This window comes from Paenibacillus turpanensis (genome assembly GCF_011421635.1).
GTDB lineage: Bacteria > Bacillota > Bacilli > Paenibacillales > YIM-B00363 > Paenibacillus_AK > Paenibacillus_AK turpanensis.
Genome location: NZ_WTLI01000026.1, coordinates 43,895 through 68,497, shown reverse-complemented (window position 1 = coordinate 68,497; position 24,603 = coordinate 43,895). Strand labels below are relative to the sequence as shown.

At 54.7% G+C, this 24,603-nt stretch carries 21 protein-coding genes and 1 riboswitch; of the genes, 1 reads left to right on the top strand and 20 read right to left on the bottom strand.

Translation table 11 applies throughout. The annotated features are described in order from the left end of the window. Positions 1–408: 408 nt before the first annotated feature. From GQS10_RS20245 to GQS10_RS20220, 6 genes are all read right to left on the bottom strand, one after another. On the bottom strand, positions 409–1,800 hold the full coding sequence (locus GQS10_RS20245) for an NCS2 family permease (RefSeq protein ID WP_166245643.1): 1,392 nt from the start codon (positions 1,798–1,800) through the stop codon (positions 409–411). Positions 1,801–1,986: 186 nt separating this feature from the next. Further along, positions 1,987–3,525, bottom strand: a complete 1,539-nt coding sequence (guaA, locus tag GQS10_RS20240) for a glutamine-hydrolyzing GMP synthase (RefSeq protein WP_166245641.1) — start codon at positions 3,523–3,525, stop codon at positions 1,987–1,989. Positions 3,526–3,624: 99 nt separating this feature from the next. After that, complete coding sequence (locus GQS10_RS20235) at positions 3,625–6,012, bottom strand: transglutaminase TgpA family protein (protein WP_166245639.1); 2,388 nt, start codon at positions 6,010–6,012, stop codon at positions 3,625–3,627. After that, a complete protein-coding gene (locus tag GQS10_RS20230; protein ID WP_166245637.1) occupies positions 5,999–7,369 on the bottom strand; it encodes a DUF58 domain-containing protein in 1,371 nt (456 codons plus the stop codon). The genes GQS10_RS20235 and GQS10_RS20230 overlap by 14 nt, the downstream gene beginning before the upstream one ends. 13 nt (positions 7,370–7,382) lie before the next feature. Beyond that, entirely contained in the window at positions 7,383–8,366 is a 984-nt protein-coding gene (locus GQS10_RS20225; RefSeq protein WP_243735303.1) for an AAA family ATPase, read from the bottom strand. A gap of 72 nt (positions 8,367–8,438) precedes the next feature. Further along, complete coding sequence (locus GQS10_RS20220) at positions 8,439–9,788, bottom strand: polysaccharide deacetylase (protein WP_166245635.1); 1,350 nt, start codon at positions 9,786–9,788, stop codon at positions 8,439–8,441. A 312-nt stretch (positions 9,789–10,100) separates the two neighbouring features. Between GQS10_RS20220 and GQS10_RS20215 the strand changes: the two genes are divergently transcribed. Further along, complete coding sequence (locus GQS10_RS20215) at positions 10,101–10,427, top strand: antibiotic biosynthesis monooxygenase family protein (RefSeq protein WP_166245633.1); 327 nt, start codon at positions 10,101–10,103, stop codon at positions 10,425–10,427. A gap of 99 nt (positions 10,428–10,526) precedes the next feature. Here GQS10_RS20215 and GQS10_RS20210 read toward each other — a convergent pair whose 3' ends face one another. The 14 genes from GQS10_RS20210 to GQS10_RS20145 form a co-directional block, all read right to left on the bottom strand. After that, a complete protein-coding gene (locus GQS10_RS20210) occupies positions 10,527–12,008 on the bottom strand; it encodes a cobyrinic acid a,c-diamide synthase CobB (RefSeq protein ID WP_166245631.1) in 1,482 nt (493 codons plus the stop codon). Then, positions 12,005–13,174 carry a cobalt-precorrin 5A hydrolase gene (locus tag GQS10_RS20205; protein WP_166245629.1) on the bottom strand — a complete coding sequence of 390 codons (1,170 nt, stop codon included), beginning with the start codon at positions 13,172–13,174 and terminating at the stop codon, positions 12,005–12,007. The genes GQS10_RS20210 and GQS10_RS20205 overlap by 4 nt, the downstream gene beginning before the upstream one ends. Next, a complete protein-coding gene (cobM, locus tag GQS10_RS20200; protein WP_166245627.1) occupies positions 13,167–13,964 on the bottom strand; it encodes a precorrin-4 C(11)-methyltransferase in 798 nt (265 codons plus the stop codon). The genes GQS10_RS20205 and cobM overlap by 8 nt, the downstream gene beginning before the upstream one ends. Next, positions 13,961–14,674 carry a precorrin-2 C(20)-methyltransferase gene (gene cobI, locus GQS10_RS20195; RefSeq protein WP_166245625.1) on the bottom strand — a complete coding sequence of 238 codons (714 nt, stop codon included), beginning with the start codon at positions 14,672–14,674 and terminating at the stop codon, positions 13,961–13,963. The genes cobM and cobI overlap by 4 nt, the downstream gene beginning before the upstream one ends. A 2-nt stretch (positions 14,675–14,676) precedes the next feature. Then, positions 14,677–15,930 (bottom strand): precorrin-6y C5,15-methyltransferase (decarboxylating) subunit CbiE, encoded by a 1,254-nt coding sequence (gene cbiE, locus GQS10_RS20190; protein WP_166245623.1) that lies wholly within the window; start codon positions 15,928–15,930, stop codon positions 14,677–14,679. Continuing rightward, positions 15,914–16,996 (bottom strand): cobalt-precorrin-5B (C(1))-methyltransferase, encoded by a 1,083-nt coding sequence (locus GQS10_RS20185; RefSeq protein ID WP_166245621.1) that lies wholly within the window; start codon positions 16,994–16,996, stop codon positions 15,914–15,916. Before GQS10_RS20185 ends, cbiE begins: the two co-directional genes overlap by 17 nt. Positions 16,997–16,999: 3 nt before the next feature. Next, positions 17,000–17,650 (bottom strand): precorrin-8X methylmutase, encoded by a 651-nt coding sequence (locus tag GQS10_RS20180; protein ID WP_166245619.1) that lies wholly within the window; start codon positions 17,648–17,650, stop codon positions 17,000–17,002. 46 nt (positions 17,651–17,696) lie between these two features. After that, complete coding sequence (gene cobK / locus GQS10_RS20175) at positions 17,697–18,473, bottom strand: precorrin-6A reductase (protein ID WP_166245616.1); 777 nt, start codon at positions 18,471–18,473, stop codon at positions 17,697–17,699. Next, positions 18,470–19,534, bottom strand: a complete 1,065-nt coding sequence (locus tag GQS10_RS20170; protein WP_166245614.1) for a sirohydrochlorin chelatase — start codon at positions 19,532–19,534, stop codon at positions 18,470–18,472. Before GQS10_RS20170 ends, cobK begins: the two co-directional genes overlap by 4 nt. Before the next feature lie 24 nt (positions 19,535–19,558). Next, entirely contained in the window at positions 19,559–21,403 is a 1,845-nt protein-coding gene (gene cobJ / locus GQS10_RS20165) for a precorrin-3B C(17)-methyltransferase (RefSeq protein WP_166245612.1), read from the bottom strand. Positions 21,404–21,491: 88 nt separating this feature from the next. Continuing rightward, on the bottom strand, positions 21,492–21,629 hold the full coding sequence (locus tag GQS10_RS20160; protein WP_166245610.1) for a hypothetical protein: 138 nt from the start codon (positions 21,627–21,629) through the stop codon (positions 21,492–21,494). A 147-nt stretch (positions 21,630–21,776) separates the two neighbouring features. Next, positions 21,777–21,995: riboswitch (cobalamin riboswitch) on the bottom strand. Between the two features lie 81 nt (positions 21,996–22,076). Next, positions 22,077–22,541 carry a thioredoxin-dependent thiol peroxidase gene (gene bcp, locus GQS10_RS20155; RefSeq protein ID WP_166245608.1) on the bottom strand — a complete coding sequence of 155 codons (465 nt, stop codon included), beginning with the start codon at positions 22,539–22,541 and terminating at the stop codon, positions 22,077–22,079. Positions 22,542–22,590: 49 nt separating this feature from the next. Next, positions 22,591–23,277 (bottom strand): class I SAM-dependent methyltransferase, encoded by a 687-nt coding sequence (locus GQS10_RS20150; RefSeq protein ID WP_166245607.1) that lies wholly within the window; start codon positions 23,275–23,277, stop codon positions 22,591–22,593. Between the two features lie 97 nt (positions 23,278–23,374). Then, entirely contained in the window at positions 23,375–24,460 is a 1,086-nt protein-coding gene (locus GQS10_RS20145; protein ID WP_166245605.1) for a MerR family transcriptional regulator, read from the bottom strand. Between the last annotated feature and the right edge of the window lie 143 nt (positions 24,461–24,603).

Here is a 24,603-nt window from a genome sequence, read left to right as displayed (position 1 = left end):
GCTAACGCTCGTTGTTCAGTTTTCAAGGAGCACGTCCAACTTCTTTCGAAGCGACATCTAATAATTTATCATAACGGACACCAATTATGCAAGCACTATTTTTTTCCTCAACATTACCGGCATGCTAATCTGCAATCTCGTTATGAATGGTTCATCGCGCACCCGAAAGAAAGGTGCAGATGGAATCATACCAAATTCCCCAGCGCTTTGCAAATTCCACTTCCTTCCTCTATCTTCACCTATATTATTAAAGTTAACCGAATCCATTCAATCATACGACCGTTACCGTGCACAAAGGAATGGTTTTCGAATATCGCCAGCCTATATAAAGTGAGCTTATATGCTTTTATACATATAAAGAAGGACGGTACCCAATGGATACCGCCCAAGCCCAAGCTGTTTCTCTTCTTATTCTCCGCCGATCAAAGCAAAACGCAATACGACCAAAATCGCAAGCACCCACATGAGCCAATGTACATTGCGGCCATTTTTGCCGAACAGGTTGCCAAGCGTCGCAAGGATTACATAAGAGACAATACCGAACGAAATTCCGTTCGCAATGTTGTAGGTGAACGGCATCATGACAATCGTCAAGAAAGCCGGGATCGCAACGACCATATCTTGAAAATCAATTTCTTTAACCGATTGCATCATCAGCAAACCTACAATAATAAGGGCTGCTGCTGTTGCCGAGCCAGGGATAAGCGCTGCGATCGGAGCAAGGAATAACGCCAACAGGAACAATACACCTGTCGTTACTGCAGTTAATCCTGTTCTTCCGCCTTCGGCAATCCCCGCCGAGCTTTCTACATATGCTGTTACTGTGCTTGTACCGACCAATGCGCCGCCGCTGACCCCCAACGCATCAACGAACATTGCTTTTCCAACGCGCTTATTGCCTTCTTCACGGTTTTTCATAATTCCTGCGCGATTCGCTGTTCCGACCAAGGTTCCGAACGTATCGAAAAGCTCTACGAAGGTAAATGTAAGGATTACAGTAATAATCCCGGCGTTCAGCATTCCAACGAAATCAAAATGAGCGAAGTTCAGCTTGCTGAAATCCGGTACCCACGTTGTTTCTTTTGCTGTAAGCACTCCTAGGTCTACATAACCCATGAAATAAGCAATAACCGTTGTTGCCAAAATCCCGAACAAGATGGCTCCTTTTAGACGGATAACCATGAAAATCGCAATTAAAATTAAGCCGATCAAAGCAATTTGAACATTCGGGTTGTGCATGCTGCCTAAACCAAAAACAGATGCGTAGGATGGAAGCGGTGTAAAGCCTGCTTTAATATCAGTTGTTGTGTCAAGAGACACCGTTAAAATCTCACTGTTTTTTACACCGATGATTGTAATGAAAAGCCCGATCCCTACCGTAATCGCGTGCTTCAAGCTGTCCGGCACTGCGACCAGCAGCATTTGCCGCACCTTAGTTACTGTCAAAATGACAAAAATAATACCTGACACAAATACCGCAGTTAAAGCAATTGGTGCGGTAATCGCCCCGTTTGAAGTCAAAATGACTGTAGCAAAGTATGCGTTAAGACCCATGCCTGGCGCTAATGCGACTGGGAAGTTTACGAACAATCCCATACAAATCGTTACGACGCCTGCAGCCAAAGCTGTTGCCAAGAACACCGAGGTCCAGTCCAGACCAGTTGCTCCCGATTTAAACGCACTCAAAATGTTCGGGTTTACCGCGAGGATATAGGCCATGGTCATAAAGGTTGTAATACCAGCCATGATCTCAGTCCGAACATTCGTTCCATGCTCTTTGAGCTTAAAAAAGCGATCCATGTTGCTTCAAAACCTCCTAAAATGAGTGATAATCCGATATTTTCGATCTAATTTTATAGCTGCAGTCGAAATTTGTCAACGAAATTCCGAACATTGTTTATACAAATTTAGTTCTTTGTTCGTATAGAGGTTTTATATAAAAAAGCTCCCTTTTCATCATTTCCGAAAAGAGAGCTTTTCATTATTTTATTCCCACTCAATCGTCGCAGGCGGCTTCGACGTTATGTCGTACACGACGCGGTTGACGTTGTCGACCTCGTTGACGATGCGCACCGAGATAGCCTCAAGCACTTCCCACGGAATGCGAGCCCAATCGGCGGTCATACCATCAATCGAGGTAACGGCACGAATGGCAACGGTATACGAATAGGTGCGTGCATCCCCCATTACGCCTACGCTGCGAATGTTCGGGAGTGCGGTGAAATACTGCCAAATTTCGCGGTCGAGCCCTGCCTTGGCAATTTCCTCGCGCAGGATCGCATCCGATTCACGGACAATCTCGAGCTTGTCCTCCGTCACTTCGCCAAGCACACGAATCGCAAGACCTGGTCCCGGGAACGGCTGACGCCATACGATTTCTGCAGGCAAACCAAGCTGCTCGCCGACTTTGCGAACCTCGTCCTTAAACAAGGTTTTTAACGGCTCGACAAGCTTAAACTTCATGTCTTCCGGCAATCCGCCGACGTTATGATGCGATTTAATCGTATGCGCCGTAGCCGTGCCGCTTTCTACAATGTCCGTATAAAGCGTACCTTGTGCCAAGAAATCAAAGTCCGCAAAGCGCTTCGATTCTTCCTCAAACACGCGAATAAATTCAGCGCCGATCAGCTTACGCTTCTGCTCCGGATCGGAGACGCCGGCCAGCTTGCCCATGAAGCGGTCGCGCGCATCGATCTTTACAACCTGCATGTCGAATTTTCCGACAAAGGTTTCCATAACGCTTTCCGCTTCGCCTTTGCGCAGAAGGCCGTGGTCGATAAACATACAAGTCAGCTGCGGACCGATCGCACGGTGAATGATCGCCGCAACTACGGACGAGTCGACCCCGCCGCTGAGGGCACACAGAACCTTTTTGTCTCCGACCTGATCACGAATATCGCGAATGCTGTCTTCAATAAATGTTTCCATACTCCAATCGCCGGTGCAGCCACAGACATGGAACAAGAAGTTGCTGATCATCTCATTGCCATGTGTGGAATGGCGAACCTCTGGGTGGAATTGAACGGCAAACAGCTTGCGCTCCGGATGGCTCATCGCTGCTACCGGGGCGTGATCCGTGCTCGCGTCAACCACAAAGCCCGCAGGCGGTTCGGTAACAAGATCGCTGTGGCTCATCCATACCTGCTGGTCCACCGGCAAATCCTTAATCAAATGGCAGGAATCGCTGAAACGAACCATCGCTTTGCCGTATTCACGCTTATTCGCACGCTCTACTTTACCGTTCAGTTGATGGGACATCAGCTGCATTCCGTAACAAATGCCGAGAATCGGCAGGCCCAGCTCGTACACACCCGGGTCTACAACCGGCGCTTTTTCTTCATAAACACTTGCCGGCCCGCCCGAAAATATAATCCCCTTGGGATTCAGCTCGCGGATCCGTTCAACGCTTGTATTGTACGGAAGCAGCTCACTGTATACACCGAGATCCCGGATGCGGCGTGCGATCAGCTGGTTGTACTGGCCGCCAAAATCCAGAACGACGATTAATTCTTGAGGTTTATTCATGACTTCCTCCCTGCCCGACCGAAATCGGTTCCTATTTTATCGTCTATTATATACGATTTTTTGCCAAGGAAAAAGCCGAATGTTATTAAGCCGTTCGAGTTATCTCGTTCGGAAAATTCTTTCCTTTAAATCGTTTAGCCTTTTCCCGGATAACCGCCCGGCTCCTGATGGCCCGTAGCGCGCCTTTTCGTACTGCCGCACGAAATCAAAGAAGGCCTGCCGCCGCTCTTCGTCTTCTATGCCGATGGAGCTCGCGTATTCCCGCAAAGTCAGCGCCGGCCCGCGCGGCCCAAATTTGCGTATAATCCGCATAAGCAGCAGCTCGTACAGGAGCATCGCGCGGTCCAGCTTGCCGAGCCTGCGATTATGTCTCCATAAGGTGAAGAGACGAAACGCGTACCAGCCAAAGCCTCCAACGATAAGGATGCCAAGAGCAGAGGCTGCTGCTGCAAGCATATGACTAGCATTCAGCTGCCAGCCCTTCACCCATCCGGCTGCACTTGCCAAAAGCTGCTGAATCGCTGTTTTCATTTGCTGATAGAGCTGGCCGGCCGCTTCGAAAAAGAAACCGTTCGCAGCCGACCCCTTCTTCGTCGCCTGATCCGCACCTTCCTTCATAGCGTCCGCTTCCTGCCCCGAAGTAACGATCGCTGCAGCCTGTTCAGCGCTATGCACAGCTGCTGCGCCGGCGGAATAAGCCGGAGTCGGCTCAAACTGCAGCCAGCCGCGTCCTGGGATGTAGGCTTCCACCCAGCTGTGGGCATGGAGATGCCTTACGATATAGGTATCGTCGGTACCGTCCTTCAGCTCACCGGGGGCAAAGCCCTTGACCCAACGCGAAGGAATGCCTGAAGCTCGAAGCAGCACAGCCATAGAGGTGGAGAAATGATCACAGTACCCCTCCAACGTTTCAAACAGAAACTGGTCAACGAAGTCCTGTCCGTCTTTCGGAATATTCCCAGCTTCAAGCCGGTACGTATAATGGCTGCGAAGATAAGCTTCAATCGCCGAAGCCTTCATCAGCGGGTCATCTCCTACTCCCGCCGTAATTTCGCGTGCGAGTTCCCTGACCCTTGCCGGTATATTCGCCGGAAGCTGCAAATAGCGTTCACTGTCGGTCAGCGACGCAGTCGACAAGGCAACCGCCGCCTCTTCGCCGTTTGCCAAGAGAGCTGCATTACCTTGCCCTGCAATCCTTGCTGGCGGTGCCGCAACCTGAATCCGATAAGCAGACAGCTTTTGATCCGAACGCACCGTGTAGCGGCTGAGAGCATCGTCCCAAAACACGCTTTGCTGTGACATCGGGGACCCGTCCACGGCATGTAAGCTATCAAGTCGGACAATGGATCCCCCTGCAAAAAGCTGCTTCCCAAGCGCCTCATCAATTAAAGTAATTTCTTGCGTGATGAGGGCTTGATCTTGAGGAGAATCGGCAATGGGTGCTCCGCCCGCGTCAAACGATACCGCCGGCTCGCCGTAACGCAGCGCGCTCCAGCCCTTTCCGTCATATACATCCTTCGCTTCCCCGCGCCAATAAGTACGGTAGGGAGACTTAGCAACAAAGGCAATTCCGGGATTCTGCTTAAGGGCTCCGCCCAGCGCTGAATCGTCGCTTCCATAGCCGGTCGAAGCCGCCTGTGCACCTTCCGCTCCCGTCCACCGCTGAAGCATGGAGCTTACCGTCGACCATTCCAGTGGCTGTGCGGGCCCCTGTTCGTGCTGCGCCCCATACATTCCGATGCCGGCCAGAAGAAGCGAAAGAAGTCCCGCCGATATCGCCCATCCGAATCGGTTCCCCGGAGAAGCGGCAAGCCCCCCGGTTGCAGCGTTTTGCCCATGAGTAAGTAGCAATCTCGGAAAACGAAGCACAACGGATAGAGCCGTACCATAAGCGAACGCGCGGATCATTCCGATCGTCGTATCGATTCCCGGCCACAGCTGGAGCAAGCATAAATAAAAAATCGTTAGCCCGGCAAACCAAGCCGCCGAACGTTTCGTCACGACAGTCGCGTATACCACGTGAAGAAGGACCGACCACCCGGCCAAAAACAGCATCGTCCGGTTTTCCGGCCCGATCCATTCCGGACGTCCCTCAAGCACCGATTGAAGGTCCTGTGAAGCAAGAGCACTGTATTTGCTGAACCAAGCGGGTCCAAATAATTCCGGGTGAAACAGCCAGCCCGTTAGAAGAAAACAGCCGGCTCCTTTTAAAAGCCAGCCGATGCCGACCGGAATCCGTAAAAAATCGATAGCGATAAAGAAGCCGAAAGCAATCAAAAACGGCTTCACCATGTAAAGCTCCGTTATATCGGACATTTCCAGAAGAGGATGGAGCCATTCGGTAAACAAGAGATACAGCAGCGCAGCGACGGCTCCTTCATATCCCCATGAAAGCCGTGCACCGGATTCGAGTTTATTTTCCGAGGATTTTACATTCCCCGCTTCGTTACTACGAACTGCTGCACCTCCATAGTCATAACGGGACATCCGCACCCCTCCTCTCCGTCAAAAAAGGTGCAGGCGCTCTTGTCTTCAGCTTGGCGCGGCCGGGATATCTTGGAATAAGAGAATGATCATCGACTCCTGCTCCGGCACGGAAAAGTGCAAGTCCCGAAGTGACATCCGACAGCCGTTCAGGCAGCTCTGCCACCGGACAGTGAATCGCTGCGAGCCGTTGACGGCACCAGCGCTGCTCTGCGCCGGGAACAGGCTCTCTTGGCTTTTGCGAGGCGGAGGCATTCTCTCCTGCTTCAGAATCATTTGCCTGCATTCCGTCTTTGTTTCCCGCTCCTGCAGCGACCACGCGTACTTTGCGGCGGGACAGCTTTATATCTTCGCATAGCTGCACGATTTCTTCCGTAATTTTTTCCGTGATTAAAACTAGCTCCGTCCCTTTCGGCAGCGAAATGGCTACAGAACGAACCCGTTCGTTGAGACGGCTCCCTCCATCCGCTTCCGCACGGGCCAACAAATTCATGACATCAGCTATGCTGCTATCCCCGCTTCGAATGCAGGTGTGCCCGCAGATTGCCAAGCCCGCAAACGTTCCTGTCCGCGACAAGTTGAGCGATAAGCCTGCCGCCGCACGAACCATGCGTTCAAAGCTTTGCTGCCTAAGATTCGTTCCGGCGTCCAAAATAACGTATGTATTTCCGTCCCTCACCGACGCCGGTTCCCTAGTTTTTAAGCTCTGCGACCGCGCAGAGGATAGCCAATGGACACTTCGCAATGAATCGCCGGGAACATACTCGCGGACACTCCCGCTCCATTCGGCACGTTCCGTAAGGGATCTATTGATGGAGGAGGAATCGGTTTTTCCCAGATCCCACAGCGGAATTGCCGCCGGTCTTGGATAAACCACAAGCTCCGGCTTGTCTTCGGTAAATGTTCTTCGACTGTTGATAAAGCCGAACGGGTCTCCGAATACAGCCTCTGCTTTCTCCAGGCGGAACATTCCGCGCCGAAGATCCGTCAGCATGTACTGAAGCTCCACTTGTGAACGAAACCAAGGGAATAAGAGCTTGGCGTGCTCATATTCCGTCTTACCGGATGATATCCGGCTCCATTCACTTCTCACCACAACCCACGGCAGCGGAAGCAGCGGGAAGGACCGCGTAACCCGAAGCGTAACGACTGCCCCATCTCCGCTTAAATAGGAGCGCCTCGATACCCAAACCTTTATTTTCAGCCCTGTAGAAGAAACGATAGCAAGCATGGAGGTCACAACGACAGCTCCGAACCCCCAGGTTAAAAAGGTAAATCCATAACCGCCCCGCCATTTCATCATATAAAAGAACAAGACCCAAATCGCCAGCAGTGCGGTCATCGCCATAGCCTTTTTCATACGCTGCCTCTCCCTAGTTAACGGCCGAGGTAAGCGGATGAACCGGTACGCCGCTTCGGTCCACAATTTGCCGGATAATGTAATCCGCCGTTCCGTGCTTCCACTTTGCTTCCGGCAGCAGCACGATACGATGGGCCAGCGTGTAAGGCAGCAGCTCCTTCACATCATCGGGCACGACATAGCTTCTGCCCTTAATAAAAGCAGCTGCTTGCGCCGCTCTCATGACCGCAATGGATGCGCGCGGGCTTGCCCCCAGCTGTACATCCGGATGACGGCGGGTCGCCTGTACCGTTTCAACAATAAACTGTTTAATCGCTTCGTCTACGTGGATGGAACGGACATCCTCCTGGAGCCGAACCAGCTCATCGCGGACCATGACCGGGCGCAGATCCTCAAGCGGATCATGCTCCTGCAGCTTGCCCAGCATCGCGATTTCCTCGGCTGCGCTTGGATATCCAAGCCTTACCCGCAGCAGGAATCGGTCAAGCTGTGCCTCCGGAAGCTCAAAGGTCCCTTCAAACTCTAGCGGGTTTTGCGTGGCAAACACGATAAACGGATGATCAAGCGCCCGTGTTTCACCATCTACGGTTACCTGACGCTCTTCCATGGCTTCAAGCAAAGCAGCCTGCGTTTTGGGAGAGGTGCGGTTAATCTCATCCGCCAGCACGAGATTGGCCATAACCGGCCCCGGGCGGAATTCAAAGGTTCCTTTTTGCGCATGGTAGACGGTTACTCCCGTTACATCAGATGGAAGCAAATCCGGCGTAAATTGAATCCGTTTAAAAGAACAGCCAAGGCTCTTCGCCAACGCTTTGACGAGCCTCGTTTTACCTACGCCCGGCACATCCTCCAGCAGCACATGCCCTCCGGCTAAGACAGCAATAAAAATAAGTTCAATGGCTTGTCGTTTTCCAACGATTACCTTTTCCATATTATGAATGAACTGCTCTGCCACGATGCGAGGTTCGTCCCATAGTACCGATTTTCGATCCATCATCAATGGAATGCCTCCTGCTCTAAATATAGGAATCTATATCTCTAGCATGTCCATTGTTTCTATGAGATAAACCTAGGCTTTAGGTAGAAATATAACGGCTTGACCGTACGGTCTGACTACCACCTCGGAGGACTGCGGGCCTACTTGATAGGACTGCACCCCGCTGCCAAGCCATTCCAGTGTGGTGCGGAGAGGAACCCAGATCCGGCCTTTTTGCAGTGCAGTGTCCGCCAGCCTATATTCACGTTCGCCCTGTGCACCGGAAACCGTAACAACATGCGTATCCATCTGATAGCGGATAAGAGTGAATCCATAACGGAGGATCGCCGTACGTTCCACTTCGATCCATGTGATGTCTGCTCCAAGTGACTCCGCCATTTGGCGAAGCGGAACATAAAAACGATCGTTTTTTAGTTTGAAATCGGAGTCCGTCCACTTTAGGCTATGGGTACCGGTCTGAAGGCGAAGCTCCTTTGGAAGCGCTGATGTCACTGCTTCGGCGATGGCTACGGTGGCATATACCTTTTCCGTTACCGTTGGGATCGGGATGGCTTGCTGTTCTTTCGCGTAATGCGCCCGAAAATCTCGGACAAGCTGTATATTGGTGTTGAACTGGTTTTCCGAATGCGTGCGTTTGTATTTAGGAAATGGACTGAGACGGAACTGCATCGGCTTCACCTTTTCGCTAAGCGGGGCAAAACGGTAGCCTTTTTCCTGAAAATAAGAGATGATTTCCGGTAGTGCTTTTACGGTCTCTTCATGCCCGGCCCCGTCATGCATCAGCACGTTCATTTCATGCTGCAAAGGAGCTTTTTTGACGTTTGCGATGATTTCACTTGCAGGTACGCCTCTGCGGCGGGAATCGCCCGAATCTACGTTCCAGTCGTGCACTTGGATGCCTGCCAGCTCCATATAGTAAAAATAGAAATTGTCGTAGTGATTATAGGTGCCTCCCGGCGCCCGGGCCAGGCTTGTTCCGCTTCCCGTCAGCTGCCGGATGGCTTCCTCGGTTTTCATAAATTGCTTCCAGTAGTTTCCAAACGATTCATAGAGCTCGTCATATTTGTGATTGAAAGAGTGGTTGCCGAGGACATGCCCCTCTCTCACCATTCGTCTGACCGTGTCCGGTCTAAGCAAAGCTTGTTCGCCTAGCACAAAAAAAGTCGCTTGAATCTCGTTTTCTTGTAAAATGTCGAGCACCTGCTCGGTATGCTGGCTCGGTCCATCATCGAAGGTTAAATATACGGTAGGAGAGTCGGGAATCTCGTAAGAAGTTTCATTCGAAATTCGTTTGCCGGAGACGAGCTGCTGATAAAGATCTGACTGCTGCTTCGTCAGTGTGTCGTCGGCCCAGACCTGAGGTGTCCATACAGCGGCAATAAGCAAGAAAGAGAGTACGAGTGCGGCTATGCGGGCTGGCATAATATCTTCCTCCGTCCAATCTATTAATTTCTTAAGTTTGGTAGAGTATATGGGATTGGAGGTGGAGATATGCCAGTTGCGAGAAAAACAAATATCAAAACCTTGGGGTTGGTAAGCATTCACACATTTTAAAATGCTTATAAAAATAAACAATTAACTTTGCGGCATAGCTAAAGGAAATCTAGCTTAGTGTATGGAAAACACTAGCATAACCCTTTAATGGAATGATCTTAGCGATCAAGCTTGAAGCTGAGGTTCTTGATGTCTAGACTATTGAAAATGAGTTGATTATCACTATTCATGGAGGGAATTATGAGCGAAGCAGCAAAAACTCCCCGCCCCCCTTATTACGCAGTCATTTTTACTTCCGTTCGAACGGATGGGGACAACGGGTATGCCGAAATGGCCGAGGAAATGGTTCGTCTTGCCTCTCTTCAGCCGGGATTTTTAGGTGTAGAGAGCGCCAGAGATGGCTTAGGCATTACGGTTTCTTATTGGGAGTCGCTTGAAGCAATCCAAAATTGGAAACAAAACGAAAGACATCTGCTTGCCCAAAAGAAAGGGAAATCAGATTGGTATCAAAGTTATAAGACAAGGGTCTGCAAGGTCGAACGGGATTACGGATTTGAACAAGAATAACCAGAAGGATAGTTCATGAGCGCTATCACTGGAGGTAAGGGTACCAAGCATCATAAAAGCGACCACTTCTCGTACTTCCGAAAAGCGGTCGCTTTGAATTCAATGATTTTGTTGGGAGCGATATGCCTCGCACCGCTCGACGAAACGCACAGCCGCCTGTGGATGGGAGGCGAAGTGAACATGCGTGTAGCCGGCCAAAATATTGCCGGCTGCGTAGCCGTCCTTGCCCGCCCCGCGCAGACCCTTCGTTTCGTAGGCGTATGGATACGCCGACTCTTCTTCCGGCGTCGGGGCGGGGTCGCGTTTCGCGGTAGAGTAGTGAAACTCGTGGCCGCGAATCGTTTCGCCTGCTGCTAGGAGCAGGCAGTCGCGCTCTGCCTTGGCCTCGCGGTAGCCTAGCGCCGCGAGCTTGGTCTGCATCGCCACGTCGGCGGGGATGAGGCCCGCCATGGCGTAGGTTTGGCCCGCGCGATCCGTGATCGAGCGGCACAGGTACATGTAGCCGCCGCATTCGGCGAAGATGGGCATTCCGCGCTGGGCGAGGCCGCGCACGTCCTGCTTGAAGCGCTCGTTGGCGGAAAGCTCGGCGGCGAATTCCTCCGGGAAGCCGCCGCCGAGGTACAAGCCGTGCGCCTCTGCAGGGACGGTTTCGCCCGCGAGCGGGCTGAAATAGGCTAAGCGTGCGCCCGCCTGCTCGAGCAGCTCGAGGTTTTCGCGGTAGTAAAAATTAAACGCCGCGTCTTTTGCGACGGCAATGACAGGGCTTGCGGCTGAAGCAGCGCCGGAGTCCGCGGCGGACAGCCGCTGACTCGGACTCGCCGGCGCAGGCTCGGCGGTGAATAAGCGCTGCTCCGGCCAGGCCAGAGCCGGCGCACTGTCGGCGAGCGCGAGCAGCGCTTCCAGCTCGACGCCCTGCTCGATGAAGTCCGCCGCCCGCTCGAAGAGCGGGTCAAGCTCGCCGCGCTCGATTGCCGGCACAAGGCCAAGATGCCGCTCGGGGATACCGAGCGATTCGTCGCGGCCGAGCCAGCCGATGACCGGCACGCCGCATTCCTGCTCGATCGCGGCCTTAACGAGCTGGTAGTGCCCTTTGCTGCCGCAGCGATTGGCAATGACCCCGGCGATTCGCACGCGCGGGTCCAGCTTCTGAAAGCCGAGCACGACGGCGGCCGCGCTGCGCGCCATGCTCTGCGCATTGACGATCAGCAGCACCGGCGCGTCCAGCTCGGCAGCGATTTCCGCTGTCGAGCCGCGGTTTGAGAGCGGGTCCTTACCGTCATAAAGCCCCATCACGCCCTCGATGACGGAAATATCCGCACCAGCAGAGCCGCGCAGAAAGATCTCCTTCATCCGTTCCGTCTCCATCATCCACGTATCGAGATTACGCGACGGCCGTCCCGTTACCGCTGTATGATAGGTAGGGTCGATATAATCCGGCCCGCATTTAAAGCCTTGAACCGTTCGTCCGCTGCGAGCGAGCGCCTTCATCAGCCCGAGCGTCACCGTCGTCTTGCCGACGCCGCTGCCTGTGCCGGCGATGACGAGACGGCTGCGGCGTTCCCGCTGCACTTCTCCGCTCATTTTTGCGCCACCTGCCGGGCTGCAGCCGTTTCCGTCGCTGCAGCTGCCTCTGCCGTTGAACTGGAAGCGGGGGCGGCCGCGAACGGAATGCGAGTTACCGAAATCGTCACGTTGCCGCTTTTGCGTTTTTCCAGCAGCCAGCTAGAAGCTCCCGAAGATAAACGAGCCGCCGGTTCGCTCACGCCGTAAGCGCCGGTATACTTGAACACCGTTTCCGAAGGATTCGGCAGCTCGACGGCGTTAAGCTCCTCCGGAGTATAGGTGACGAGCTCCCACTTGTGCTTACGGCACACCGCAAGCAGCCCTTCTTCATCCGCCTTCAGGTTGATCGTCGCAATATTACGAACGCTGCGGATCGACAGCTTCAGCTCCGCCAGTGTCTCCGCGATCACCCCTTCGATTTCCTCCGCGGACGTGCCGCGGTTGCACCCGATGCCAAGCACCAGCGAACGCGGGCGGTACAGCACACCGTTGCCCAGCAGCGCGGCTTCCTCCCCGGCGTCCAGTAGCCGATCCGTGATGACCAGTGCTGCGTCAAATTCGGCGCCTTCCATTGCCTCCGAGGCACTTCCATACACCTTGATATGCGAAGGCAGCGGTTTTTCATACGTCCACCAGCCTGTTTCGCCGGTTTCCTGCACGACAGCCACCCGCTCCTCATTCACGACCGAGGCGCTGACCGGCGTCGCCTTCTCAAAGCTTTCGATCTCCCAGCCGAACTGCCGACCGAAAAGGTCAACCGGAATCGTCTGCTGCACGTCCGAGGCAGTCGTAATGACCGGTCTTGCGCCGATCGCCGCCGCCACCTGGCGCGTCAGCTCGTTCGCCCCGCCCAAATGGCCGGACAGCACGGAAATAACATGCTCGCCGCGATCGTCGATCACAACGACGGCCGGGTCCTTCTTTTTATCCTCCAGAATCGGAGCAATCATGCGCACAACCGCACCAAGGGAAATAATAATAATAAGTCCACTGTATTTTTTAAAAAGATCCGGGAGAATGAGCTTCACCGAGCCTTCAAACATGTGGTAGCCCTTCTCTTCCTCATCGCCCCGGGCAAACTTGCTCATATAATATAAATCCGTACCGCTGAACGACTCCACGAGGCTGCGGGCCATTTCCACCCCATGCTTCGTGATGGCCACCGCCGCAAACGGCTTACTCATGAGCGGCGACCCCCTTGCGGTACCCGTGCGTAAACGTCTTGTCATACAGCTTCGAACGATGCTCGTCGCGCTCGGTGATCGTCGGGTCCAGTGCCCATCCGGCCAGTATCATCGCATGCATGCGGATGCCAGCCGAACGTAAGTCATCGTCGAGATTTTTCAGTGTGGAACGCACGATCTTTTGATCCGGCCACGTCGCCCGCTGAACGACGGCTACAGGAGTATCCTCGGACCAGCCCGCCTCAAGAAACTCACGGACAACCTTTTTGGCCAAGGTCGCGCTTAAAAATAATGCAACCGTGCAGTGATGCGACGCCAAATCGCGCAGCTTCTCGCGCTCCGGCACCGGTGTTCGTCCTTCGGCACGCGTCAAAATCACTGTCTGCGTCAAGTCCGGTACGGTCAGCTCCGCGCCAAGCACCGCCGCCGAGGCGAATACGGAGCTCACTCCCGGAACAATTTCATACGGAATGCCGCGCTGCTTCAGCAGCACCATCTGCTCCAAAATCGCGCCGTATACGGCCGGATCGCCGGTATGTACACGCGCGACATTTTTCCCCTCGTTGACCGCTTTGGCCATGACCTCGACCATTTCCTCGAGATCCATGCCGGAGCTTTGCAGCACCTCAGCGCCTTCGCCGGCCTGTGCGATCAGCTCCTCGTTAACGAGCGAATCCGTGTACAGCACCAGCTCGGCCTGCTTCAGCAGCTTCAAGCCTTTGACCGTGATCAGCTCCGGGTCGCCGGGACCCGCTCCGATAATATAAACCTTCGCTTCGCCGCTGCTCATTTTCTCACCACCATTAACGTTAAGTATTCCAGCTCCTGCCCCTTCAGCTCACGCACATCTCTCCATACCAGCTCGTACGGGGACGTCGCTTTCGTAATGACAGAAGCCTTGTCGGCCAAGCCCAGCTCCTCTAGGACAGCGATCATCTGATCAAGCACCTTCGCTACTTTGATAAAAATGACCGTGTCATGGTCAACGATCGCCTTGCGCATCGCTTCTGGGTCGTCCGTAGCCGGTACAATTGCTACCTGCTCGTCGCCGTCCGCAAGCGGGAAGCCCAGCTGCGCCGCCGCTCCGAGAATTGAGGAAATGCCCGGCACCGTACGAATCGGCACCTCCGGATGCAGCTCCTGCATAAGGCGGGCCATATGAATAAACGTACTGTATAAGTTCGGATCGCCTTCCGTTACGAACGCGATGTCTTTGCCCATTTGAAGCTGTTCCCAGCACAGCTCAACCGTTTTATTCCATTCTCTTTCCAAAATGGCCGGGTCCTTTGTCATCGGAAACACAAGTCCGAGCATTTCCTTTTCCGCCGGGTCACAGTACATCTCCACGATTTCCAGCGCGTACGATTTGCCGCCCATACGCTTTTTCGGGTATGCAATGACCGGACACTCTCTCATATATCGATACGCCTTGACTGTAATCAGCTCCGGGTCCCCCGGGCCGACACCAACGCCATACAGCGTGCCTACTGTCGTTGTCATGATTAAACCGCCCCCTCTACTTGCTGCACAGAACCACCGCTGCGAAAGCCGGTGATTACATAAATCGGATTCAGACCCTCAAAGCGGGTCATGTCCAAAATCGGCTTGCTCCGCGAAATTTGCACCAGCGTAATGCGCACCTCGAAGCCCTGCTCCACAAGTGCCTGATTCGCCGCAGACAGCGTCTCGATCGTCGCCGCGTTCACGACGATGCGACCTTCCGGCTTCAGCCGCTCACAGCAAATGCGGATCAGCTCGCGCAGCTCGCCGCCGCTGCCGCCGATAAACACGGCATCCGGGTCCGGAAGCTCATCGAGCCGCTCGGGTGCCTTCGCGTGAATCGCGGTAAAATCGGTGCGAAACTTGAGCCGGTTTTGTTCAATGTTCGCGAAATCGCCTTCATTCTTCTCGATGGCGTATACCTCTCCACGAGGCGCCAGACGAGAGCACTCCACCGCGACCGAGCCGGAGCCCGCTCCAATGTCCCAGACGGTGCTGTCCGCACGAAGCCGCAGCTCGGCAAGGCTTAGCACCCGCACCTCTTTTTTCGTGATGAGGCCCTTTTCCGGCTTGCGCTGGTGAAACTCCTCGTCCTCAAAGCCGAAGCCCCGGCGCGGTTCAGGAGCGTCAGCTCGCCGCTTCAAGATAACGACATTCAGCTCGGAAAAGCTTGCATCCGCCATCTCCTGCAGCGGCCAATATCCGTAACGCTCCTGCTCGCTGCCGAGATCCTCAGCCACAAACGCTTCGTATTCGTCCATCCCGAATTGCAGCAAATACTGCGCAATCGCCGATGGACTGTTTTGCGCGTCAGTCAAAATCGCTACCTTCGCCTTGCCGTCGATCCGCTGCGCCAGCCCCTTCATCGGGCGGCCGTGCACGCTCTCCAGCTGTGCGTCATGCCAGCTTTCGCCCATCCGCGCAAAAGCAAGCTGCAGCGAGCTAAGGCTCGGCTGAATATCGACCGCGTCGGCCCCGAGCTTTTTCACCATTAGCGCCGCAATGCCAAAAAAGAGCGGGTCGCCGGAACCAAGCACCGTTACCTTCTTGTGCTCGCGAAGCTCCGCCAACTGCTCTACCGTTTTCGTTATGCCGCTTTTCAGCACGACACGCTCGCCTGTAAATTCCGGGAAAAACGACAGCTGCCGCTCCCCGCCTGCCAGTACATCCGATTCACGGATGACCGTAAGGCTCGCAGCGGATAAGCCTGCCGCCCCTTCTTCCCCAACGCCGATCAATTTAATCCGGTGTCCCATGTAACTCGGCCCTCCCCAATACTTCACCCTTCATCGTCACCAGTACCGTTTCAATCACTGCACCGCCGCCGATTTGTTTCATCGCATGCCGGCACGCATTGGCGCTCAGCAAATCAAAAAAGGTGTTCAGCCCTTCCTCCTGCGCGAGATCGCCAGCCTGCGAAGCCGTGTTTGCGCCCTGAATCGCTTCGACTAGCGCCTGTGAGCCGCCCGCTTCCTCCGCCACTTGGGCCAAAAAGCCGAAATCGACAGGAGCGCTCTTCGAGTGCACCATCATGACCCCTTGCGCCACCTTCGAAAACTTGCCCATCATCCCGACGAGGCTCATCTTCGTCATACCGAGCCGCTTCGCATGCTGAAGCGCAAAGCCGACGAATTCGCCCATCTGGATAAAGGCTTCCTCCGGAAGCTCCGGGTTCAGCCGCATCGCCGACTTTTCGCTGCTGCCGCCCGTAGTCAGTGCAACATGCTGACAACCTGCGGCCTTGGCCACCTGCAAAGCCTGAATGATGCTCGCCTTATATGCCGCCGTAGAGTAAGGCACAACGACGCCGCGCGTGCCGAGTATGGAGATGCCGCCGATAATGCCAAGCCGGCCATTAAGTGTCTTCTTGGCGATTTCTTCACCGTCGGGCACCGAAATGACCACCCGCACCCCGCGGTTCACGCCATACTCGTCCAAGGTTTCTTGGATCGCTTGGCGGATCATTTTACGGGGAACAGGGTTGATCGCCGCTTCCCCTACGGGAATTTGCAGCCCGGGCTTCGTTACCCGCCCGACGCCGACACCCCCGTCCAGCTCGATCCCTTCGCCGTCGGTCCACGACACCGTAGCAACAATTTTAGCCTGATGTGTCGCATCCGGATCGTCGCCGCCGTCCTTAATGGTCGCGCACTGGGCGGAATCCGCCGCCGTCCACTCACACTCAATCAGCTCAAAGGTATGGGCAAAGCCGGCCGGAAGCCAAATCTCCGCCTCCCGTACCGGCTGCCCTGTCAGCAGCATGGTCAGCGCGCCCTTGGCCGTCGCCGACGCGCACGCCCCTGTCGTAAATCCGTGGCGCATCGTTTAGTCCTGTTTCACAGCAAGCAGCGATAGCGCGTTGATCACGGATACGACAATCGTGCTGCCGCCCTTTCGTCCGATATTCGTAATATAAGGAATGTCCAGCTTACGCAGCTCGTCCTTCGATTCTGCGGCCGATACGAAGCCGACCGGAAGCCCGATAATAAGACCTGGCTTCGCTTCGCCTTCCTTTACCATGCGGATCAGCTCGAGCAGCGCCGTCGGCGCGTTGCCGATCGCAAAAATGCCTGCGTCCGCCTCGCGGATCGCTTTGCGCATCGAAATGATGGCGCGTGTCGTGTTGAGACGCTTCGCTTCTTCGATCACGTCCGGGTCGGAGATGTACACGTCAATGCCTCCGCCAAACCGCTTTAGACGGTCCTGACTTACACCGGCTTGAATCATTTGTACGTCCGCAACGACGCGCTTGCCTGCACGGATCGCTTCTATGCCCGCTTGAACCGCATCCGGTTGAAACACAAGACTGCGCCCTAGTTCAAAATCTGCAGAAGCGTGAATCACGCGCTGTACGATCGGAAACTGCTCCTCCGTGAACGGGTGCTCACCCAGCTCGTCCTTAATCATTTGAAAGCTGATGCCTTCAATTTCCTGCGGCTGTACCGTTAACGGCTTAAATTCCGTTTTAAAATCCATTTCATTGTCCTCCTCTATATCAAATCTCTATCTATCCAGCCTAAGGCTACGCTTCCGTCAATCCCAGCTGCTTCAACTGCTGAAGCACCTCTTCTTCTTTGCTGTACACGGTGCCAAATTCGATTTCCGGTCTCGATATCAAAATAACGGCAATCCCCATTTGCAGCGCCGACTCTACCTTTTCGTCGACGGCTCCGGTTTTTCCGCTTTCCTTCGTTACCATCACGGTGGTGCCGAACTGCTTGTACAGCGCTTCATTCAATTCACGGGAAAAAGGCCCCTGCATGGCAATGATGTTTTTTTGCTCGACGCCAAGCTGCTCGCATTTCTCCATATTATCCAGCCTTGGCAGCATACGAGCAACGAGCCGGATTTCCGAATCGCCCAGCAAATGCTTGGTGAAGATTTGCAGGGTCTTGCTGCCTGTGGTCAGCATGACCGAGCCTTTCAGCCGCTTCGCTGCAAGCGCCGCCTCCTCGTACGAGGAGACGACGGTCAGCAGCGGATGGTCGCCGTACACGAGCGAGGCCCGCTCGAAACGGATATACGGGATGCCGGCCTCCTGCGCGGCCTGCATTGCATTGCGGTGCGCCTCCTCGGCGAACGGATGGCTCGCGTCGACAACGGCGCGCGCGCCGGTTTCGCGCAGCAGCGCCGTCATTTCCGCGAGAGGGAGCCGTCCCATCCGGACGGAGAGCTCGGCTTCCTCGAGGCTTTTTGCTGCGCTTTCGGTGACGACGGAGGTGAGCAGCTCGCAGCCGCTCTGCTTGATGCGTACAGCCAGCTCTCTTGCGTCGCTTGTGCCGCAAAGCATGAAAATCATACGCCGGCCACCTGGCCTTTCGACGCTTGCGCAGGCTCCTTCTCATGCTTCGGCTTTTCATGATGATCGTGGTCGTGATCGTGTCCATGGGCATGCCCATGGCTGTGTTCGTGGTCATGATCGTGCTCGTGTTCATGCGAATGTGCATGCACATGGTCGTGATCGTGATCGTGATGATCGTCGTGCCCATGATGATGGTCATGATCATGATCGTGGTCATGATGATGGTGATGCGCATGGGCCGCTGCAGCTTCCAGACGATACTTGCAGTTGTCGCAGTTCATAAATGCGCGTCCTTCGGACGCTTCCGCCACGCGGTCCAGCAGCAGCTCAACAAGATACGGGTGCAGTCCGAAGTAACCGGCCAGCTCCACCTGCACCTGTTCGTTCTGCTCTGCAAACTCGGCGGTCATTTCCTCGATGCGCTTGATCAAAATGCCCGTAAACAAGAAATATGGCAAAACATAAATTTTCTTCGCCCCAAGCCGCATACAGCGCTCCAAGCCTTCCGGATAAGACGGCTCCGTTACTCCGATAAAGCTGCTTTCCACCCATTTTACCGGAAGCTGCTCCCATAACAGACGCGTCATTTTATAAAAATCGCTATTTGCATCCGAGTCGCTGCTGCCCCTGCCCAGCACCAGTACCGCTGTATCGGTATCCCGCTGGCCTTCCCCTGCCGCCTGCGGCGCTGCGTACCCTGCCTCCGACAAACGCTCCGACAAAATATCCATGACCTTTTGATGCACGCCGATCGGGCGTCCGTAGGCAAACTGCACATGCGGATATTTTTGCTTCGCATGGTCAATCTCCACAGGAATGTGGATTTTCGCATGTCCGGCCGCAAACAAAATAATCGGCACCAGCACAACCCGCGTTGCCCCCGCTTCCACGCACTTGGCAATTCCCTGCGGGATGTTCGGCCGCGCCAGCTCTAAAAAGCATGTTTCTATATAATAAGAAGCTCCCGCTCTTTCTCTAACCATATCGGCAAAACGAAGCAGCTCCGCATTTCCCTCTGCATCTCGACTCCCATGTCCTACCAGCAAAATCGCTTCCATCCGATATCCCCCCTGGTTTTTCTCTTAATCTCCGCACACCGGATCTACTTCGACCGGAGCGGCATCTGCATTATAGGCAAATCCTGCGACCTTGCCCATTCGTTTAAAAAATTTATGAAAACGTTCATTCGGATGGCCTTTTTCCGCATATTCGGCAAAAATCCGTTCAACCGTCCCTACGATTTCTTCTGCCGGAATGCCTTCCGCCACACAAATGCCGGAATGCGCATTGCGACCGATTTTCTTTCCGCCGAGGAACAAATCATATGCTCCTCTGCGATACACCAGCCCGATATCCTCCAGCACTGCGCCGTAGCATGCCATGCCGCAGCCGTTCACCGCGACATGCAGCTCTTTCGGTGTGCGAAGGCCGCCGAAGGATAAGTTCAGCTGCTCCGCGACCGGAATCGCATCCGTCTTTTCCAAATTGCAAAAATCGCATGCCTTCACCTGCGCCACATCCCCGATCGGGAATACGAGCAGGTTCGCCTCTTTCAAGCGAGCCACAATTCGCTCCGGCTCATCCGTCGGGATGCGCAGCACAAAATGGTGATTCGGCGTGTACTCCATTTCGCCGCTGTCTCCTGCGATCTCCGCGAGCAGCAGCATCTGCCGGTTCGTCAGCTTTTTGTTGGCGATCCCGGGCGCTACAGCGACCTCGAAGATCGACACCTGCTTCGTCCGCGAAGGCTGGCTGTCCGCCGCTGGGGCCGCGATCGGCCCGCGAACGCGCTCCAGCGCCTCCATCGCGAGCTCCACCGCGCCGAGCGAAACGACCGGCTGCGGCTTCTCCGCAACGGCGGTGCCCGCCCGGGCGCCCGTGGCGCTGCGCTCCGGCCCTGCGGCAAGCACCTCCGGCGAAGCCGCGCGGCCCCCGCCGGCCCATGGCGCCGCTGCGCCGATGGCGGTACCCGCCGCCGTCGCGCCCACAGCGCCTGCCGCACTCGCCCCGCTCGCCGCGTAAGCCCCGGCTGCGCCCGCGCCAGGCGCCGGCCCGCGGTCCGGCTGCGCCGCCTCCCAGTCAGGCGCCTGCGCGTTCAACGACCACGGCTCCGCTTCGGTGCGCAGCCGCTCGGCCGGCTTCAGCCGCTGCTCCGCCGTATCCAGCGTATACTTGCGCTGGTAGCCGCGCGGCGTTATGATTTTGCCGTCGTAGACGAACGTCGTCGAGTTGCCGATAATAACGGTCGTCAGCATGCCGATATCATTCTCCAGCATCTTGCTCAGCGTTGTCACGACCACATGCTCACGGTCGCGATACGCGCTCTTAACAAGGCCGACTGGAGTATCCGGCGAACGATGCTTCAGCAAAATCGCCTGCGTCTCCACGATTTGCCGCGTCCGTCTGCCGCTGCGCGGATTATAAAGCGCAATCACAAAATCCGCATAAGCCGCCGCTTCAATCCGTTTCGCGATCGTTTCCCAAGGCGTCAAATGATCGCTTAAGCTGATCGTGCACGCATCGTGCATAACCGGCGCACCAAGCAGCGACGCACAGGAGTTAATTGCTGAAATGCCCGGAATGACCTCTACCTCGACGCCCTGCGCTTCCTTCCAGCCTTTTTCGATCAGCACCTCGTATACGAGTCCGGCCATGCCGTACACCCCGGCGTCGCCGCTCGAAATGACCGCAACCTTTTTGCCCATTTCCGCTTGACGTACCGCTTCCTGCGCCCGGCTGACCTCCTCGGTCATGCCCGTTCTTACGATTTGCTGCCCAGTCATTAAATCCCGAATCAAATCAACGTATGTATTGTAGCCGATTACGACGTCGCTCTCCTGCAATGCCGTACGCGCTCGTTCCGTAATATGCTCCGCTGAACCCGGGCCAAAGCCAATGATGAGGAGCTTTCCCCTGTTTTCATTCATAACGCTCTCTCCCCTTTCTTGTACTGCCTGGTAAACACCCAGCACCAAACTGTAAATACCCGTAACCGAACCAAGCAGAACGTAAAGCTTACGCTTCACCTTCGTAAAAATAAGTCCCAGATGCGGCATAGCTCACAGGCTGTGCTGCAGTCTGCATGCCAATCGTGAACAGCTGCAGCGGCGTGAGCGAGTAATTCGCCAAACCCGCAGTTGCTTTCTCTATCAAAAAATATTAAAAAGAGCATTCCTGAACCCGGGCGTGGGTGCAGAAATGCTCGTCCATTCACTCCTAGCGGCGAAAAGAAACCTACTTTCCGTCCTCCGTTGCAGGAACATCGCACTTCAACACTTCCTTGTCCTCGCAGGTTCGCGTGTTGTTCAACGGAAACAGGCAGGTCTCCTGGCTCTGGGCAGCCTTCGGAGTCTTCCCGGGTTTCCCCCAGTGACGTGTTTCCGAAGGTTGGCCATGGCTTGCATGGCCGCCCGTATACAGTGGCGGGACCGCGCCGGATTTACACCGGCTTCCCTATTAAGCCAGCCCCATGAAGCTCGTAAGCTCATAGGGCCTGGCACCTTTTTCCCAGCTAGTTCTATTCTATTTTTCACTCTACAAAGAATACCTGAGATCAAAAATTTTGTACAGACAAATGTTGCCGATTCTTTCCAGCCGTGCTTACCCTTTTACAAACTCAAGCACTTCCTGCACATGCCCTTCGACCTTTACCTTACGCCATTCTTTAGCAAGCTTACCCTCTTCATCGATGACGAAGGTCGAGCGCTCGATCCCCATAAAGGTTTTGCCGTACATTTTCTTCTCTTTCCACACGCCGAACAGCTCGGAAACACGATGCTCCTCATCGGCCAGCAGCAGGAACGGAAGGCTGTGTTTTTCAATAAACTTGTCATGCGACTTCAAATCATCCGGCGAAATCCCGATAATCTCCGCATGATGCTGGCGCAGTTCCGCCGTGTAATCGCGGAAATCGCAGGACTCCTGCGTGCAGCCTGGGGTCATATCCTTCGGGTAAAAATAAATAACGACCTTTTTGCCGCGAAAATCGCTGAGCGAAACCTCGGATCCGTTCGAGGCCGGTAATGTAAAGTCAGGTACGGCTTGTCCAATTGCTAGCTCTGCCATAATCACAATCACTCCTATTCCAAAACATTACAAACATTATACCGAAGCATCAAAACGCTTTCCACCAAACCCCGCAGCATTCGGGCAGCCGCCGCCACCCGTGCTCGGATATCCGCGCCGCAAGCTCCTGTCCGAAGAAAAATTCAGCAAATTGAACCGCCTGCTCCACACTGTCAAAAGAATAATCGGTGCGCAGCCATTGCGTTTGAAAGCCATAGTGCCGTTCTAGTTTTTCATAGTATGGGAGCAAATAAGCAGGCGGCTCCGGTGTCTCAGCCCCTGTCCCCATCGTTTCAAAAATGATAGCCGTTCCCCCAGGGCGGAGCAGCCGCTTTATTTCTCCATATACCCGCTCTACGTTCGTCTCCCAATCCGCGTGATTCGAGCTAGCCGTATAACAAATGCTCCAGCCTGCCGTAATAAGGTCCGCGCAGCCGTCCGGCAGCGGAACGGAACGATAATCAGCTGCTATGCCCCGCCAGTTGGACTGCAGCTGAGACGACAGCTTTTGCTTGAGCACTCCCAGCATTGCTGGGGATTGGTCCACGGATACTATGGACCGGACCGCTGGCAGAAGAGCTCTCGTCAGTCTTCCCGTTCCCGCTCCAAGATCAATGACATCGCAGCCGTCCGGATTCATTTTGCTTCGAATGACCTCCAGCAGGCTCTCTTGCCGCGAAATCATTTCCTCATACTGCTCAGCCTGATTGCGGTAAATTTGTTCATGGTTTGGCATGGTTCATCCTCCTCGATCGGTTTCAAGTTGATCGTAAAGGATAACGCTGCGTAAAGCTCAAGTGTGAATGAATTAACGTCATAACCCTTTGATCTCATTACCGTTTCACTGCGTAAATCAAGTGAATGTGATCTACTGCCGGCTGCTGGACCGTAACCATGCGCAGCTCTTTGAGCTTGCTTACGAGCACCTGCCGAATCTCCTGAACGCTTCCCGCTTGCACCAAGCTAAAATCGTCGGCAATACAAAGCCTTCCGCCTCGCTTCAGTACCCTGCAAAGCTCCTCCAAGGCAATTCCGCATTCCTCCAGCGTTAGATGGCGAAAAGAAAAACTCGTTACAGCAAAATGAAACTGCTCATCAAAGTAGGGGATCGCCAATAAATTCCCCAGCTTCACATCCAGTCCGGCCGCTTTCTCCTTCGCTTTGCGCAGCATGCCCTTTGACTGGTCAAACGCAGCCATCCGTACCCCGCGAGCGATAAAACGGCCCGCCAGGTTCCCTGTTCCCGTTGCCGCATCCAGTCCCGATTCCTCACGCTCAGGATCGATCCACTCTACAATCCGGTCAAGAACCTGATCATAAGAGGCGCCGATTGGAAAAAGCCGCTGTGCAAGCATTTCGTTCGGATTAGATGTCCCGGCTTGCTGCTCGCGCAGCATACGCTCCTTCTCATCTGCTGCCCCTTGCCTATCCCCTAACCCTTGCCGGTCTTCCTTCAGCAGCTCATCGTACTGCGCCGCAAGCGAGTCGAAATGCAGCCGCTCCTCCCAGGTTTCGCGCACCTGCTTCCACCGTTTCATCCGGTCCGCCAGCTCAAATAAATCGTGCATCGCCGGCATATCGTTGCGGTCCAGCTTTTCCAGCATGCCGTCGACACAGCGAATCAGCTCCCTGCAGCCCGTCCACTGCTGAAACAGCAGGCTGCGCTGGGTTTCCAAGCCGCTGCGAATCCCCATCGGCCCCTCCGCCTCGACGCTTGCCAGCACTGACCGAACCTCTTCCAGAGGCAATCCGATCTCCCTCAGCGCAGAAATCGTCTGCAGCCGCCACGCGTCCGAATCGCTGTAAGACCGGTATCCGTTCTCATCCGGCCGCTCCGGCTTGATCAGTCCTTTTTCCTCGTAAAACCGAATGGCTCTCGGGGTCATATTGAGCTTCCGGGCAATTTCTTGGATCCGCATGCGTGTCCCTCCCCTATATTCTTTCATGTATATCCCGCTTCGAAGCTCGTTTGATCTTCACTTCACTCCGTTATTTTCGTTGATCATCCCCAAAACCTTCACGTTACGTCCATCTTACAAATCCTTTCCATGCATGTCCACTC